The 16,388-nt window shown below is 56.7% G+C and carries 15 protein-coding genes; 1 reads left to right on the top strand and 14 read right to left on the bottom strand.

The features are described from left to right. Positions 1-90: 90 nt before the first annotated feature. The 14 genes from pyrF to VMJ32_16905 all read right to left on the bottom strand — a co-directional run bounded on the left by pyrF (position 91) and on the right by VMJ32_16905 (position 14,798). Positions 91-1,059 carry an orotidine-5'-phosphate decarboxylase gene (gene pyrF / locus VMJ32_16970; protein ID HTQ40717.1) on the bottom strand — a complete coding sequence of 323 codons (969 nt, stop codon included), beginning with the start codon at positions 1,057-1,059 and terminating at the stop codon, positions 91-93. 256 nt (positions 1,060-1,315) lie between these two features. Beyond that, entirely contained in the window at positions 1,316-2,344 is a 1,029-nt protein-coding gene (locus VMJ32_16965; GenBank protein ID HTQ40716.1) for a class I SAM-dependent methyltransferase, read from the bottom strand. Between the two features lie 84 nt (positions 2,345-2,428). Then, a complete protein-coding gene (locus VMJ32_16960; GenBank protein HTQ40715.1) occupies positions 2,429-3,385 on the bottom strand; it encodes a transketolase C-terminal domain-containing protein in 957 nt (318 codons plus the stop codon). After that, positions 3,378-4,250: a transketolase gene (locus VMJ32_16955; GenBank protein HTQ40714.1), complete on the bottom strand. Its 873-nt coding sequence runs from the start codon at positions 4,248-4,250 to the stop codon at positions 3,378-3,380. The genes VMJ32_16960 and VMJ32_16955 overlap by 8 nt, the downstream gene beginning before the upstream one ends. A 30-nt stretch (positions 4,251-4,280) precedes the next feature. After that, entirely contained in the window at positions 4,281-5,087 is an 807-nt protein-coding gene (locus VMJ32_16950) for a class I SAM-dependent methyltransferase (GenBank protein HTQ40713.1), read from the bottom strand. Between the two features lie 83 nt (positions 5,088-5,170). After that, positions 5,171-6,304, bottom strand: a complete 1,134-nt coding sequence (locus VMJ32_16945) for a DegT/DnrJ/EryC1/StrS family aminotransferase (protein ID HTQ40712.1) — start codon at positions 6,302-6,304, stop codon at positions 5,171-5,173. A gap of 56 nt (positions 6,305-6,360) precedes the next feature. Beyond that, positions 6,361-7,185, bottom strand: a complete 825-nt coding sequence (locus VMJ32_16940) for a TylF/MycF/NovP-related O-methyltransferase (GenBank protein ID HTQ40711.1) — start codon at positions 7,183-7,185, stop codon at positions 6,361-6,363. After that, positions 7,178-7,840: a sugar transferase gene (locus VMJ32_16935; GenBank protein HTQ40710.1), complete on the bottom strand. Its 663-nt coding sequence runs from the start codon at positions 7,838-7,840 to the stop codon at positions 7,178-7,180. Before VMJ32_16935 ends, VMJ32_16940 begins: the two co-directional genes overlap by 8 nt. Positions 7,841-7,842: 2 nt before the next feature. After that, the gene (locus tag VMJ32_16930; protein HTQ40709.1) at positions 7,843-9,177 is read right to left on the bottom strand and encodes a glycosyltransferase family 4 protein; all 1,335 of its coding nucleotides are present in this window, start codon (positions 9,175-9,177) and stop codon (positions 7,843-7,845) included. A gap of 161 nt (positions 9,178-9,338) precedes the next feature. Then, positions 9,339-9,887 carry a carboxypeptidase-like regulatory domain-containing protein gene (locus VMJ32_16925; GenBank protein ID HTQ40708.1) on the bottom strand — a complete coding sequence of 183 codons (549 nt, stop codon included), beginning with the start codon at positions 9,885-9,887 and terminating at the stop codon, positions 9,339-9,341. Between the two features lie 113 nt (positions 9,888-10,000). After that, positions 10,001-10,798 carry a CpsB/CapC family capsule biosynthesis tyrosine phosphatase gene (locus VMJ32_16920; GenBank protein ID HTQ40707.1) on the bottom strand — a complete coding sequence of 266 codons (798 nt, stop codon included), beginning with the start codon at positions 10,796-10,798 and terminating at the stop codon, positions 10,001-10,003. A 13-nt stretch (positions 10,799-10,811) separates the two neighbouring features. Beyond that, a complete protein-coding gene (locus tag VMJ32_16915) occupies positions 10,812-11,858 on the bottom strand; it encodes a glycosyltransferase (protein ID HTQ40706.1) in 1,047 nt (348 codons plus the stop codon). Further along, positions 11,852-13,648, bottom strand: a complete 1,797-nt coding sequence (asnB, locus tag VMJ32_16910; GenBank protein HTQ40705.1) for an asparagine synthase (glutamine-hydrolyzing) — start codon at positions 13,646-13,648, stop codon at positions 11,852-11,854. Before asnB ends, VMJ32_16915 begins: the two co-directional genes overlap by 7 nt. A 64-nt stretch (positions 13,649-13,712) precedes the next feature. Then, a complete protein-coding gene (locus VMJ32_16905; protein ID HTQ40704.1) occupies positions 13,713-14,798 on the bottom strand; it encodes a glycosyltransferase in 1,086 nt (361 codons plus the stop codon). A gap of 287 nt (positions 14,799-15,085) precedes the next feature. Here VMJ32_16905 and VMJ32_16900 point away from each other — a divergent pair, with 287 nt between their 5' ends. After that, on the top strand, positions 15,086-16,378 hold the full coding sequence (locus tag VMJ32_16900; GenBank protein HTQ40703.1) for a polysaccharide biosynthesis/export family protein: 1,293 nt from the start codon (positions 15,086-15,088) through the stop codon (positions 16,376-16,378). The last annotated feature ends 10 nt before the right edge of the window (positions 16,379-16,388 follow it).

Raw genomic sequence — 16,388 nt, 5'->3', positions numbered from 1 at the left:
CTGGAGCACGGGTCAAGAGCAACTTCCCAACCCGCTGCGTGCTAGCAGTGCTTGATCGGCGATTTCCACACCCGCAGCGATCGAATCGCTTCAATGCGAAACCAATTTTCCGGCCGGGGTTTCCGCTTGCAATTGTGCAATCATCGTTCGTGTGGCTGCCTCAATCGCTTCCTGCCAGCGCGATGGGCCAAAGCCAGCGTACTCCGCACGCTGATGCGCGAAAATGATGCCGCGGGAATTGTTGACAATGGCGCCCAGGCCCTGGGCATCAAATCCAGGCGCGACATCTTTCGCCGTGCCACCCTGACTGCCATAACCGGGAATCAGCAGCCACGCATGGGGCATGCCAGCGCGTAATTCAGCGAGTTGTTCCGGATAGGTGGCCCCCACCACCGCGCCCACGCTGCCGTATTCAACTTCGCTGTAGCCGTCGCTCTCCGTGCCCTGGTTTTCGGCCTGAACTTCGTCGCTGGCCAATCGTTCAACAAATTCCGCCACATGGCGATACAAGGGCCGTCCCTCGCACGATAAATCTTGAAATTGCCCGCCGCCGGGATTCGATGTTTTCACCAACACAAACACTCCACCCCCATGTTCTTCGGCCGCGGTAACAAATGGCGTCAAACTATCGTCTCCCAAATATGGGCTGACCGTCAATGCATCGGCCCGCCACGCCGCCTGCGGCCCAAAATAAGCTGCGGCATAAGCCTCGGCAGTGGAACCAATGTCGTTCCGCTTCGCGTCGACAATGACCAACAATTCCCGCTTTCGGGCATGAGCGATGACTTGCCCAAGAGCCATTAGACCTGGCGGTCCTAGCTGTTCAAAAAACGCAATTTGCGGTTTGACAGCAGGAACCAACGGAGCAACCACGTCGATCACTCGCCGGCAAAACTCAGCGACGGCGGCCGCCCGTTGCACAGGTTCATTGTCACCGTGTGCTTGGGAAGGCTGGCGCAAACCCTCGGGCAACGATTCCCAGCGCGGATCAAGTCCCACCACGACAGGCGTTTGCTTTTCTCGCACCGCTGCGGCAAGTTTTTGGGCGAAGGAAATCATCGCAGGCGACCGAAAAGCTAATGCAACTCGCGTTTTGGGCTGTAAAAATGATAATGCGAAGCGGCAAATCACCACAGGGGTCACCCGGAAGGGTAGTGGGCCAATTTGAACATAGCCCGACTGTGTCAGTCGGGAAAAGCGGCTGTCGGAATTTCAAATTGTCCCACCACTCCCGGAAGCAGATTTTGCAGCAAGACGCCCAAATTCGTCCCTAGGTCGCAGGCCCAAAATAGCCAATGGACACCGGAATTCACGATTATGCCGCTTGGGCGGGAGCTAAAGGCTTCTGCGATACGCACCCTCGAAACGAAGTGAATCCCCAATTCGTCGGTTCGATATTGGAAAAGCCGGCCTGTTTGAGCCAGCTAAATACCTCAAAGCTGGCATGTGCCGATTGGTAAGACGGCGTCACGCTATCGAAGGTATCCAACAATGACCATTGAAAATCGGGCAGCTTGATGAACGGCAGAAGTGCGCGGATTGCCCGACCGACTGGCGGCACGAAGTGCGCCACTGGCCAAAATAAATGAACCGTGCCGTACGTATAGACTAGCGGCGGATAATGTCCCAAAACCGGCCACAGGCGTTTGAACACTTTCCGCCAAAATTGAACCGCAGGAAAATCGTAATACCCGTTCTGGCCGTATACGGACAAGGCAAACCAGCCCTCGGGGCGAACTGCACAAAATGCTTGCTGGACGCCGCGCTTGGGATTGGGCGTATGATGCAGCACGCCGATGGAAAACGCCCCGTCCAGAGACTGCGGCTTGAGCGGCAAGTTCAACGCATCTGCCTGCACGATGCACACGTTCGGGTCATGCTTGAAATTCTGTTCTGCCACTTCCACGGCGGCGCTGTAATCGATGCCAATCGCTCGCGCGCCTTTCGTACGGGCCACCTCAATAAACCTTCCCGGCCCGCAACCGATATCGGCCAGTATGGCGCCATTCACATTGGGCTTGCCGCCGTTCAGATTCACGTTCTCGTCGGCCATGCCGGTGATTTTTTCCCACATCTTCTGGGTGTATCCCTCCATCGGCCGACCGACATTTTCCGAATCGAATTGCAAGCGGGGCCATTTCCGCCATTGGTATCCAAAGCTCCGCGTATAATTGCCCGCTTTATATTCCACAAACCGTGGAATGCCTCGGACGATGCGATAAGTGTGCACAGCCGATTCCAGGAGGCCAGCCTCGACAAATTCGCCGCGTTGCTCTGCGATTTTCAGACGCAACGGTTCGCCCGTCGTGGGATCGGCTAAATAATCGAGAAACGACAAGTGCATGGGGCCAACCTTCGATCCTAGGAATTGCTCCCTGTAAACCAATGCTTCACGCGAACCGAACGATATCAAGCGGCCACTGCGCTGTCACGCGGCAAGCTGGCGACGACCGCTTGCCGACAGGCCCCTGACTAAATTGGCTACGACAACCGCCACGCTGGCGGCGTCCAGCCCGTACAATTGTCGCAAATACGCTTGCGAGCCGACGACACTTGGAAAATCGCCCCGCAATCCAACGCGATAAAAGAAGCCGGGAATACAACTCTGTTCCAGCAACCGCTCCGCCACGGCGCTGCCCAATCCACCGTCGACCGTGTGTTCTTCCAACGTCACAATGCCGCTGGTTTGCCGCGCTGCGTCCAAAACCGCCTCTTCGTCAAACGGCTTCAACGTGTGCATGCTGATCACCTGGCATTGAATGCCCTCCAGGGCAAGCTGCGATGCCGCCTCGTGGGCCACGCTTAATATGCCGCCAGCGGCCAAAAGCGCTACATCCGTTCCTGTTCTCACTATGCGAGCCTTCCCTAATATAAATTGATCACCGGGCTGCTCCATCCGCTGAGCGGACGAGCGATCGAGCCGAATGTAGCTGGCGCCAGGTTGCTGGGCGACCGCCTCCGCGGCCTCGGCCGCCTCCCAAGCATCGCCAGGGCAAACGACCATAAGTTCGGGGATGGCCCGCATGATGCTAATATCCTCGGTGGCATGGTGCGATACGCCCAGTTGGCCATAACTCAACCCGCCGCCGATCGCCACCACGTTCACATTCGCCCGATGGTAAGCCGCATCATTGCGAATTTGCTCCAGGCACCGCATGAAGGCGAAGTTGGCGATCGAGTAGGTGAATACGATGTATCCTTCCAACGCCAGCCCGGTGGCCAGCGACGTCATGTTCTGCTCGGCCACGCCGGCGTTGACGAACTGCCTGGGGAAACGCCGTGCAAATTCGGTCAATACGCCAAATCCCAAATCGCCGGTCACAAGCATGATGCGCGCATCGCGCTCGGCCATCTGCGTTAACCGTCCGACGAATTCGTCACGCATGGCAATATCCTCCGCGGTTTTGGTCGGCCGCTAATTCCGCTTGGGCCGTTTCAAACTCTTCGCCGCGCGCGGTTCGGTAATGCCACAACACCGAATTTTCCATGAACGAAACGCCTTTGCCCTTGGTCGTGTGCGCAATCACGCAACTCGGCTTGGCCGATTCAAACGGAACAGCGTTCAGCGTAGCTTCTAACGTCGCATGATCGTGGCCATCCGCTTCTTGAACAGCCCAGCCGAATGACCGCCATTTGTCCGCCAGCGGCTCCAATCGCAATGTTTCTTCCACCGACGCCAAACTTTGCAACTTGTTGTAATCGATCACGGCTATCAAATTGGAAAGCCCGTGGTGGCCCGCAAACAAAATAGCCTCCCAGTTCGATCCCTCGTCGCATTCGCCGTCGCTCATGATGGTGAACATGCGGTGATTCTCACCGCGTAGCTTGGCCGCATACGCCATGCCCGTGGCCACCGGCAATCCGTGGCCTAGCGACCCCGTCGAAAATTCCACGCCCGGTACGCCTTTATGCGAAACGTGGCCGCTCAGCTTGGACCCGTCCTGGTAGTGTGTGCTCAACCAGTCCAGCGGAAAAAATCCCAATTCCGCTAAAGCCGCGTAGATTCCCGCCCCGGCATGACCCTTGCTCAGCACAATTCGATCTCGCTGCGGGTGCTGCGGGACGGCAGGATCGACGCGCGCCACAAGCCCATACAGCACCGCCACAATGTCGACGATGGAAAAAATCGACCCAATGTGCGAACTGCCGCCGTAACTCGTCATCCGCAAGGCATGCAGGCGGATGCGTCGTGCAAGTTCGCGAGTATCGGAAAAATGCCCCTTACCGAGCTTAATTGGAGTTGATCCCATATCAGTATCTTTCATCCTCGGCTTTGGCGATCACGCGGCAAACTTGCCCACGGCAATATTTCCGCGCTGTGCTACCGCATACAGCACTTTATACGGATGCGTCTTACTACCGGGCGACACTTCAACCAGCGGTTCCAAAGCGGCCATCTGCTCGTGAACTTTCGCTTCCAGCGCAGTCAACTTGCCGTAAAACAGACGCTTGAGCCATTGTTTGCCTTTCATTGTCTGTGGAATCAATCGCCAGCGAATCGCCACCGAACGAATCGCGGAAACCAGCCGTTTGGCGGCCGAATCAGTTCGATCTGGAAATCCACCAAACACTTGCACCGCGAACCCATGCTGATTTAGCAGGCTGCGCAATTCGTCGGCATCGAAATACCGCACGGCATGAGGACTGCGATTGAACCCACTCCAGCGATGGTTTACGGTGCATACAATCAACTTTCCGTCCGGACGAAGCACGCGTCGCGCCTCCGACACAAACTGTTTAGCGTCGGGCAAGTAATAAATAGCCTCGAACAGCAGCAACGTATCAAAGCTGCCATCGGGAACCTCGAGATGCTCCGCATCCTGCCAATGCAATTGGATTTGCGGACAGTTGCGGTACGACCGACGGGCCACGTTCAAATTGGTCTCGTCGATGTCGCCGCCCGTGACCGAGCGTGCCCAGCGTGCCAAGTAGCCCAACCCCAATCCAGCGCCACAAGCAACTTCTAAAACGTCTTTATCAACACAGTGTAATTTTGCCAAATGATAGCGCGTATACAACATCGAGCGCTGCTGGCTCGTCGCCCGTATGCCAGGCAATTCAGTAACGGTGGAAAAGTCGGTAGTCATGCGTGCTGAATGAATTCCGATGCAAGCATCTTGCCAGGAGAGCAGAACTATCAAACTCACCTTATTGTTTTGTGTAGCAACGTTTATGCGGCGCGATTGCGTACCATTCGACCCGAATAAAACGCCTTAATTTCCCGGGCCACATACTCGATCTGCTCATTCGACAGTTCCGGATGCATGGGCAGCATCAAGGCTCTGCGGAACATCGCTTCTGTGCGAGGCAACGAAAAATGCCCCAGCCCAAGCGCTGCAAATTGATGGATGCCTTTACCGCCCCATGGCTTCATGATCTCGATACCCTGCGCTTGCAAGTGCGCGACCAATTGGTCCCGTTCGTCGGCCTCTATTTCGTAGTTTTGGTACACATCGAAGTGCCTTCCCTCGGCCGGCGGCGGGGGCAGTTTTAGCGATGTGACATCGACGAGCAACTCGTGATACTGCGCGGCCAATTCGCGCCGACGTGTTAGCGCCCGCTGCAATCGAGCCAACTTCAAATCCAGTAGCGCGGCCTGCAAATTATCCAGCCGGCAATTGAAGCCCCATTCCGCGATTTCTCCCCCCGGCATTCGACCGTGGTCGCGCAGCCGGGCAATTCGTAGCGCCAAGTCTGCATTCGAAGTCACCACCGCGCCGGCGTCCCCGTAAGCCCCCAACAATTTCGCAGGATAAAAACTGAACGCGGCGGCCACGCCAAAGGCGCCCGCCCCCACGCCGGCATAGCGAGCACCCAAGGCTTGGGCAGCATCTTCGATTAACAGCAGATCGTGGCGCTGTGCCAACAATTTAATCCGCCGCATATCGCATATGCGCCCGTTCAAATGGACCGTCAGAATTGCTTTCGTGCGCGGCGTGACAGCCTGGGCGGCCTCGTCCGGATCCATCAGATGATCGTCTCCTACGTCAACCAACACCACCTTGGCACCGCAATGATGCACGGCCGCAGCCGTGGCCACAAACGTATGCGAGACGGTAATGACTTCGTCTCCCGCACCGACGCCCAGCGCCTGCAGAATCAGCCGCAAACCGTCGGTGCAATTGCTCACGCCCACGGCGTGCTGGGTCCCCACAAACGCCGCCAGGTGTGTTTCAAAATCTCGCAGCTGCTGCCGGAGCATTAAATCGCCGCCAGCCAATACGCTGCGAATCGTCGCCAGCACCTCGGATTCAAGCCCTCGAAATTGCGTCGGATAATCAACGTAGCGAACCTTCCATTCCATGGGCATGTTCCGTCCTTTTTAATCGCTGCTGTTCTGGTTGCTTCTACGGCTGCCGCTCAATCGATCAACGCGAAGCCGATGTACGGATCAAACTCCAACCGCTCCAACCGCAACGGGCAAATGCCCGATTGATGCAGCAGCGCTAAAGTTTCGCCAGGCCAAGCGGGGTTATCTAACTCATCGAAGGCGATGACCGCGCCTTTGGGCATCCGCGGCAACAAATGCTCCAAGGCCACCTTGGTCGGCTCGTACAGATCGAAATCCAAAAACAATAAGCTGATGACCACATGCGGATGCGATTTCAAAAACGCCGGAATGGTTTCCGTTGCATCGCCCCGAATGAGTTCTACCTTGGGAACGTGCCCCAAAAATCGATTCTGGTCGAACGCGCCGATTAACTCCTGCAATTCGCCAAAACAATCGGCCGCAAGCTCTCCCGGCCGAGTGATCCGTGCCGCCGTCGCATCTTGGGCCGAAACTTGCGGAAATCCTGCAAAACTGTCAAAGCCATATACCCGGCGAGTGAGATTGTTTGGCTCCAAAATCGCGCTAAAATTTCCCCACGACATCAGCCCGCCCCCGCGATACACGCCGCATTCCACAATCGACCCTTTCACCGGGAGAATGCGTTTGAAAATTTCGTACCTGGCCAGCAGCCGAGTCATATCCTGTCGGCGGACGTACTTTGCGAAATGAGCCAGCTTCAGTTCCAGCGGATCGGGGCTCTCGGCAAACAACCGCGCATAAGCGGCCGTGGCTTCGCGCTCCGACTGGTTGCGTAAGCCACCTTCCGCCCCAACCGTAGCGCGACCGGAATGCGACCGATGTTTGTTCTCGCTTCGGCTTTTGCCGTTGGAAACTTGCACGCTGACGTTATCCATGAGTTGGCTCGGGCAGTGGGCGTGATGTTGTGGATGAAAGGCTTTCCGGCTCGGCGAACATGCACACGATGGTTTTGGCCAGAATCCAAATGTCGTTCCACAAGTTGTGATGCTCTACATAGTGCAATCCCAGCCGGATTTTCTCGGGAGCAATTAACTCCAAGTACGTTTTGTCCGGATCAGAACTGCCACGCAGTATTTCCGCCTCGTGGCGGAATGCGATCGAAGCTTCGTCTGTAATTCCAGGCCGCACGTTCAGCAGTTTGCGCTCTTCCGCCGTATATTGCGCCACGGCCCAACCCACTTGCGGCCGCGGTCCGACCAGACTCATGTCGCCCAATAGCACATTGATGAGCTGGGGCAATTCGTCCAATTTGTACTGTCGCAACCAGGCGCCACAGCGCGTGATGCGGGGATCATCAGCGGCCGTGGACGAAGCTCCTAACCGCTCTGCATCGACAACCATCGTGCGAAATTTGTAAATGCGAAATGTTCTGCCGTGCTTGCCCACTCGCTCGCCGCGGTATAACACCGGACCGCGCGAATCGAACTTGATGCGCAGGGCCATGTACGCCAACAGCGGCACTGCCAGCAGTAGTCCAATGGTTGAAACGATAATGTCAAAAGTCCGCTTGATCATCTTCCCACCGATCACTTTCAACGGATAGTGTGGCTGCAGGTCTGAAAAGCTGGACTGAGGGTCTGCACTTTTCGCGGATGCAATTCCCTGGAAACATTTCGAACCGATGTCAACCGTTCCAAATGGTCGGCCATTTGTCCGTACACTTTCTGGGCGTCGAACTTTTCCTGATACAACCGTCGAGCGTTGTCCGACATCCGCCGCACATGGCCTGGGTTTTGTACTAAATTCAACAGCAGGGTTGTCAGTTGTTCCACATTGCCGGCGTCATACGTTGCACCGCAATCGTGCTGTGTAATCAACCGTTCCAAAACGCCTTGCAAGCTGGAAACAATCGGCAAGCCGGCCGACAAATACTCGATCGGTTTATTCGGAATGTTGTTCTGAAAGTTGGTGTTGGAAACATACGGGGCCAAACCGACGGAACAGCGCGCCATCAACGCTTCAATTTGCGCCGCATCAATCCAACCCGGAAACACGACCGAGCCGCAGCCTTGCGCCAGTGCGCGATAGCGCGGCAGCTTGTCCCCCATGCCGCACAAAACAAATCGCATTCGAAAACCACGCCGCTCGATGGCCTGGGCAGCCAGCAAGACAGTCTCCAACGTGCAATGCCGGCCCATGTTGCCGAAATAGCAGCAAATGAATTCGGGGGCTGAACGAGCGACCCCCTGCCGATTCCAAAATGAATCGGCGGCCTCGATCGCCGCCTCCGAGTTGCGGCCCCGCCGATAACCCAACGGAAACGCTCGATCCCACGACCTAGCAGTGCGGCCGACCTTTGCTAACACATAATCGATATATTCGTTCGTCGTGCCCAAGATCGCTTGTGCGCGACGGCAAACATTTCGAAGCCGGGCAAACATCGGCGCCAAAGCGAACTTTGTCGCCCCGTGCAGCCAACGAGGCGCCAAATCGACAAAAATGTCTGGCCACAAATCGCGAATATCAAGGGCCACCGGAACACCGCGCGGCCACGCATAATCCAGCGCCGCACGGCAGAGTTCCACCGTCGGCAGCGAACTCAAAATTAAATCGGGCTTCGGTTCAGCGGCCGCCAACGCTGCAAACCGCTTGGCGACGGTTTGATGGCTGAACCACCGCTCTAGACAAATGTTCCGTGGATACGGCCGGGTGTGGATCAGCCGTAACGCGTAATTGCCCGCTACCGACACAGTGGTATCTCGTTCGAACCGTTGCCGCTTGCGCGCGTGATCGAACGTCGAGGTCCACCACACCACTTCATGCCCACGCCGTGCCAAAATATCCGCCAGCATGCCGGTGCGCAGCAATCGCTCGGCACTGCCGTCGGTAGGCAATGGTTCACCGATCGTCACCAACCAAATTCGCATCGGCCACGTCCCTGTAAATGCCTGTGGCATCCTATGCCGTGAAGTGGGACGCAAACCTTAGCAAAACAGCCCACCGCGGCACAGCTTCAACGCGAGCAATTCGCCCAAATTGCGGGAACCCGCGATGGCGGATCAATCGGACAGTGCGGCGACAAATGATTTTAGCTGCTGCTGCCGTGGTTCCGGTTCGCCAAGGCCACGGGAACGGCAATGGCGGTGGCAACGATCGCGCAAATGGCAAGCGGCGAAGTTAAAGCTTTAATCACCGGATGCGCGTCGCTGCTGTTCTGCGTGAGCACAATTTTCGGCTTGGCGGCCGGCGGCGCAGCATTCATTGGCCAAGCTCGATAGGTGCCATCTCCTTGGAATGTCACCACCCGGTAAACTCCTCCGCGAACGCCGTTGACCTGGAACGATCCGTCGGCAGCGGTCGTCGCTTTGGCAATTTCCTGCTGTTGTTGGAGCAATGAAACAGGAGCTCCGCTCACGGGTTGTCCCGCGCTATCGACAACTTGTCCTTGGAGAACATTGCCTGCCTGCAAGGCCACATCAGAGACCATGGGCGTAGCCGCAGGCGGCGCCACTGTTGCAATTTCCACGCCAGGTGTGGATTGACCTTCGGCAGCCCACACATTAACGGGCAAGATCATGCCGCAGCAGGCAATACTCAACATCGTTTTTTTCATTCCGCCACCCCAGTGAGACAACATGACAGGCTTCTCCGTGCCAATAAGAAGAGTGATTGTAGCTGCTCTTTTCCTATCGTCCTATCGGCCTGTTAACAATCAGAGATTGATTGAAATGTCTGCGGCTTACCGCACGCTCAATGAAACTGCTTCGACTGACTCGGCTTGAACCAGCGCCGCCAACGGGTGCGAAATGTCGCCCGCTGGCCGCCAGCTACATCACGCCCGAAAACCACATCGGCCGGGTGTCGTGCGCATAAATCCAGCGCGGTGCTCTCGTCGGCCAGTTGACAGATCCGTTCGAACGCTTTTCGCATTAAAGGAGGACGAGCCTGCGTGCCGTGCGCGTCAGTGGCCACAAAGTGAACCAAACCCTTTTCCACCAGCGTTTCCGCAAAATGCTTGATGCGGCCGCCAAAGGTTCCGAGCAAGCTGCCGGCCGTAATCTGCAGCAATCCGCCTTGATTAACAATGTCATGCAACGGCTTCTCATGGGATAGCAGCCCCTCGTTTCGCTCCGGATGCGATAAAATGCCCACCATCCCGGCGGCTCGCAACTCTTTAAGTAGTTGGTCGATGGGCAGAAACAACTCGTGCGGTAGTTCCAATAACACGTGCTTTTGTCGATCAGCCAACGTAAGCACCTCTCCGTGTTGGATCCGCTGTAACAGATCAGGTTCCACTCGCACGTCGCCGCCGGGATAGATTTCCAACGGCACGTTTGCAGCCTGCAATTGCAGCCGCAACTCGTTGGTTTTCAGGCGAATGGTATTGCCATCCAGCGACAAGCCCCCCAGTTGATGCGGGGTAACCACGATGGCTCGAATGCCATCGGCCACCGCCATTCGAGCCATCGCCAACGATTCGTCAATGTTCTTGGCGCCGTCGTCAAGGGCAGGAAGCAAATGGCAGTGGATGTCGACAAAGTTTTCCATGAATTCGTCTTTACTACCCGTTCGAAGCAACCATGCCGTTTTCTACTGATCGCATATGTCCAAACAACCGCGGTCGTAATGCCGGCGCAAGCACGTACAACGCCCAGCGCAACGTCTTCAAATAGGGCAACTGCCGCCATGGCGCCCGCAGCACTGCGCGCAAATGGGCCTTCAACGCCGCCAGATAGTGGCCCGACAATAGCAAATAATCTCCTTGCGTCGACAGCGCTGATAGTGCTTTGCCTTCCTCGTCGCCGGCAGCTTCTTGCATCGCCCGAGGAAAATCTTCGGTTTGTCCGCAAGACCGCATGGCGCCCAACCGTCGTGCCAAAGCACGATTGCGTGCCTGATCCCGCGCTCGATTTGTCGATATCGCAGTGGCTGTAAACCGACGATGATACAACACCTCCGGCAAGTTTTCCCCGCCGAAGCGTTCGCACAACCGCCACAAAAAATCGTAATCCTGGCTCGTGGTAAACTCCTCGCGGTATCCGCCGATGGTTTCCGCCGCCGCGCGACGGAAACAAATGGCCCCGTGGCAAAACGGATTTTGGTGCGTAAACGCCGCCGCAATATCCTGCGCGGCGGTGGGCAATCGATCAATCCACAGCGGCACCGCGTCGTCTCGATGCAGCATGGCCCAGCTACCCACCACGGCTAAATCCGAACGTTCTTGCAGAAATTCGATTTGCGATTGCAGCCGCTGAGGGTCTGACCAATCGTCGGAATCTTGCCGACAGATAAAATCGCCCCGGCAATACGCCAGCCCCACATTCAACGTTCGCGTCAGCCCCCGATGCGGCTCATGGTACACGCGAACTCGTGCGTCATTATCTGCTAAACCATCAAGCCAGGCGACCGTGTCGCGCCGTCGCGATCCGTCATCGACCACGACGAACTCAAAATCACGAAAGGTTTGTGCCAGGATCGAACCACACGCAACCTCCAACAATGCCGGTTTCTGGTTATAGACCGGCAGCAACACCGATACGATCGGCGGTCTGCCCGGTGCAATCTCGGCAGCTTCCCCGATGTTCGCCATATTGTTTTCTGTTACCATGTCGCCTTCCATTGTTTGGCCCAGATCGCAAAGGCCAGCAGTGTCCATATTTGGCGGGCTAGTTGAAGATTTGTCTTCCGCTGAAACTGCTCCATTAATTTGGTTTGCGCTTCGGCGTTGAACAACTCCGTCGGCAGATGGCTCTGCACGATCTCGCGCAACGGTCCGCGCAGCCACTGCATGACCGGCGCTCCAAAACCGTGTTTATGCCGATGAAGTATTTCACCGGGCAGTTCATTTATGTAAGCGGCCCGTAACAGGCATTTTTTTGACCGATTTCGCACCAGTTGCCGGGCCGGCAACCTTTGACACCATTCCAACAAACGGTGATCTAGAAATGGCGATCGCCCCTCAATGCCGTGCGACATGAGGGCAATATCCATCTTGTACAGCAGGTCGTTAGGCAAATAGACATGCCGATCGGCCCACAACGCACGATGTAACGTATCGCTGGCTGGCCCGGCCTGTAAAAATGGCTCGCCTTCCAAGTAGCCGGCAAAGCCACCGCTGCGTGCCGGACCCTCGCACAGCAATTCGTCGCGGAACCGTCTCCGAAACAAAGCCTTCGATTGAAAATACGTAGCCCACGCATCGTGCCACAAGCCGTCGCACAAGCCGACGGCCGCCGCACAACGCTTGATCCATTGCTTTGCTGCCGCAAATTCATAGTGCGCATAACCAGCCAGCGCCTCATCGCCACCGTCGCCGGTCAGAATGACTTTGAATCGACCCCGCGTTTCCCGGGCGATGTAATAGCAGGGAATGCTCGACGAATCGGCAAATGGCTCGTCGTAAAACCAATGTATGTTCGTTAAATCGTCCGCCAATTGCCGGCCCGATGCCCCTACTATCTGCTGCCGCAATCCAAACAGACGGGCCACCATTTGCGCATGCGGCAAATCGGTTTTGTCTTCATCGAAGGCCACTGTCAGCGCTTCAATGTTCTGACCCAAGGCGGCGCATTCCACCGCAATGGCTGAAGAATCCATGCCTCCGCTCAGATACAACCCCACAGGCACATCGGCCCGCAGCCGTAAGCGAACTGCCTCGCGGAACAATTGGCGAAATTGGTCGATCGCGCTGCCTTGCGATCCGGACGTCTGCGGTTTCAAAGTCTTCACCGTCGTTTCCGGCCGCCAATAGCGCCGCACGTCGAGTTGGCCATCCTGCCAGACCAGCAAATGGCCGGGCGGGAGTTTTTGCGTGCCGCGGAAAACCGTCAACGGCGCAGGCACATAGCCCAACGCTAAGTAAGCATCGACCGCATCGGGATTCAAAACCGGCTCACACCCCGGCACGGCCAAAAGCGCCTTCAGTTCCGAGGCAAACGCCAGCACATTCCCTTGCCGAAAATACACCAGCGGCTTTTTCCCAACTCGATCGCGCGCTAAAAACAACGTCCGCTCGTGCGCGTCCCAAATGCCAAAGGCAAACATTCCAACCAGCCTGTTCAGCACCTGCTCCCCCCACGCCCGATAGCCGTATAGCAAAACTTCCGTATCGCTCGTGCTGGAAAATGTGCAACCAAGCTGTTCCAACTCGCGGCGCAACTCACCGTGGTTGTATATTTCGCCGTTGAACGTAATGGTCCAACGGCCATCGCGGGTCGACATCGGCTGGCGACCGTTGGAAGACAAATCGATAATCGACAGCCGATGATGCGCCAGCGCCACCCCAGCACTATCGTTCAAAAACATTCCAAAATCGTCCGGCCCCCGATGTGCCAACCGCTGAGCCATGGCCGAAATATGGCTCCGCCGTGATAAATCCGGCAATCCAACAATTCCCATGATTCCGCACATGTTCGGCGCTTTCAATGATTAGGCCAGCGATAAAAAGTCTTGCGCGGGCACCCTACGCTGCGCGCGCGGCACCGCCCACTTCGGCTCCCGCACAATGGTCCGTTCGTGCTGCCGGAGTCGGCCGATGTAAAACAGCCCGATAAATGTCGACGATCTGCGGCGCGATAGCCCGCAGCGATATTTCTTCGGTGAATGCCCGGCCGTTGCTTCGCCGTGGCGGCATGACCATCGCCGCTAGGGCCTTTCCAATCGCGGCAGCATTCCGCGGCACAATCGCCGTCGATTCCACTCCCTGCAGCCGCTCGCGCACATCTCCTACGTTCACCGTCACAACAGGCAAATTGCAGGCCAGCGCTTCTTGAACCACGGTTGGCGAACCTTCCCAATCGCTCGTCAACAATAAGCAATCGGCAGCGCTCATCATCAGCGGCAAAAACTGGGGAGCGGTAAATCCATCGAGTACAACCATCCGGGCCGCTGGCGCCTCACGCCGTGCGACTTCAACGGCTGCTTGGGCGAGATCAAGCCGCTTGACCGCTGGAGATTTCCCAGCGTTGAAAAGTACAATCACATCTTTTGCACCCCAACCCAGCTCCCGGCGGGCTTGATCGCGCGGCAGAGGCCGAAAATCGTCGGTGTCCACGCCCGAGGGAATCACGCTGATTTGTTTTTGCCGCCACCATAACCGACGCCGTAGCTGCAGGCTCACGCAAATAATGTGCTGAGCACGAACGGCAGACAAATGCGAAAACAATCTGCCCAAGAAACTTCGCCACCAACGCATGCTCGGACAAGGATTCAAATCGCTGCCCCGGAACGTAATAACCAATGGAAGTCCTGTACTCGCCGCGCAAAACAATGCGGTCATTGTGCCAAAATGGGTATGCACCACATGTGGCTGAAATTCACGAATTTCCTTGCGAAACCGCCAGATTTCTCGCCACAATCTCCACGGTGACGTGCGGCTCGCGAGAAAAAAATTGCGATTCTCCACTCCTTCGCCCACCAGCGAGTGTGTCTGGCGCTTCGCAAAAATCATCGATCCGCTGCCGCTACCGCCGGGAATGACCGACAGCACTCGCAGCGGATTTAAGCGCACCCGGGCGCAAGCTATTGCGCTTTCTGTCGTGTTGTTCACGCTTGGTTCTCTAAATGACTTCGGATGGAGGTCGTCATCACGGGTCGCAGAAAGTAACAACCTCTGACGATCTTCCAAAGCCCATGTGTTTGTCGGCCCCCTCTCAGGCATCATTTTGCGGCTCTCCGCATTTGGTTGGCGGCGGGTTATGCCGATTGATTTCTCGTCATCGTGTGTCCGTTAAGCTCAGTGCCGCTTTCCTATCTTCTCATCATGGTCCCAAGCTTGCGGTGGCTCAGATGCTGCGGGCGGCAAAGACCAAATACTGTCTGTCGACATTTTTTTTCATGAGTGTAACTCGCTCAACATTCCGGGCCGTGCACGCTATCTCTGACGACTCTTCTCGGCAGCGGATTGCCGCCGGGCTGCACAATTCTCGATGCTTGGCCGCGTGCTGGGGTAGTGTACTGCTGGCAATTGCTCAGTGCTGTGGCTGCGCTCACAACGAGTTTCAGGCCACCAAACTGCCGACAAAGTATTTGGCGCCCAACGTGGACAACGTGCAAACTGTCGATCTCTCCAAGCTCAGCGCGCCGGCCGTCAATAGCGAGGCCATCGATCGGGGAGACGTCTTGGCGGTAACCGTGGATAGCAGCTTCAACGGCACAAACGATCGCCGGCCCACGGTTACGCCCGTGCGCGTAGGCGACGATGGAAACGCCAATGTGCCGCTAATTGGCCGAGTGCCCTTAGCTGGCTTAACTCTCAGCGCCGCTGAACAAGCCATTAGCACTGCCTCCGTGGAACGCGGCATCTTCCGCGATCCGGTGGTCACCGTCACCATGCAACGGCAACGCATGAACAAAGTGACGGTCATCGGCGCCGTAGAAAATCCCGGAATTTACGAATTGCCGCGCGCTTCCAGCGCCTTGCTTAATGCATTGGTGGTGGCCGGCGGTTTGAACAAGGACGCCGGCACGGAAGTGGAATTGCATCGGCCTCCGCATTTGAACGGCGACAGCCGCTTGGCACATACTTATGACGGCAATGGCTTGACGCAAACCAAGGCCGATCCGTCCACCGTGCAGGCTGCTTATACCGATCAACCAACCCCGCAGACCGAAGCTATCGCCGGTTCCGCTGCCGACAACATCGCGGGAAATGGCAATCCACAATGGGTCGCAGGGGGCGGCGGAGCAACGCCCCCGGTCTCCACACGTATCGATCTGGCCCAGGCGGTGAAACAAGGCGATCAATCCTATTACCTGAACGATGGCGACGTGGTCATGGTTTACAAGCGCGATCCGCACCCCGTTCACGTCATCGGGCTGGTGCGTGAACCCGGCGAGTTCGAATTGCCCGTCAATCGCGAAATGCGGATGCTCGATGCCCTGGCGAAGGCCAAAGGCGTCAGCTCGCAACTGGCCGACAAAGTTCACGTCATCCGCCAGATGCCCGGCCAGACCGAACCCATTGTCATCGATATCAGCCTGCACGAGGCCAAAACCAGCGGCAAGGGCAACATTCGATTGGCCTCCGGCGATATCGTCAGTGTGGAGCAAACGCCGGCGACCGTCATGTACGACACCATCAACAACTTCCTCCGCTTCGGCATCAGTGGTTCCATTCCGCTGTTTTAATTGAAACTTG

The organism is Pirellulales bacterium, from assembly GCA_035499655.1.
Classification (GTDB): Bacteria; Planctomycetota; Planctomycetia; order Pirellulales; family JADZDJ01; genus DATJYL01.
The sequence above is the reverse complement of the archived record's forward strand: the minus strand, read 5'-3'. Positions and strand labels throughout refer to the sequence as shown.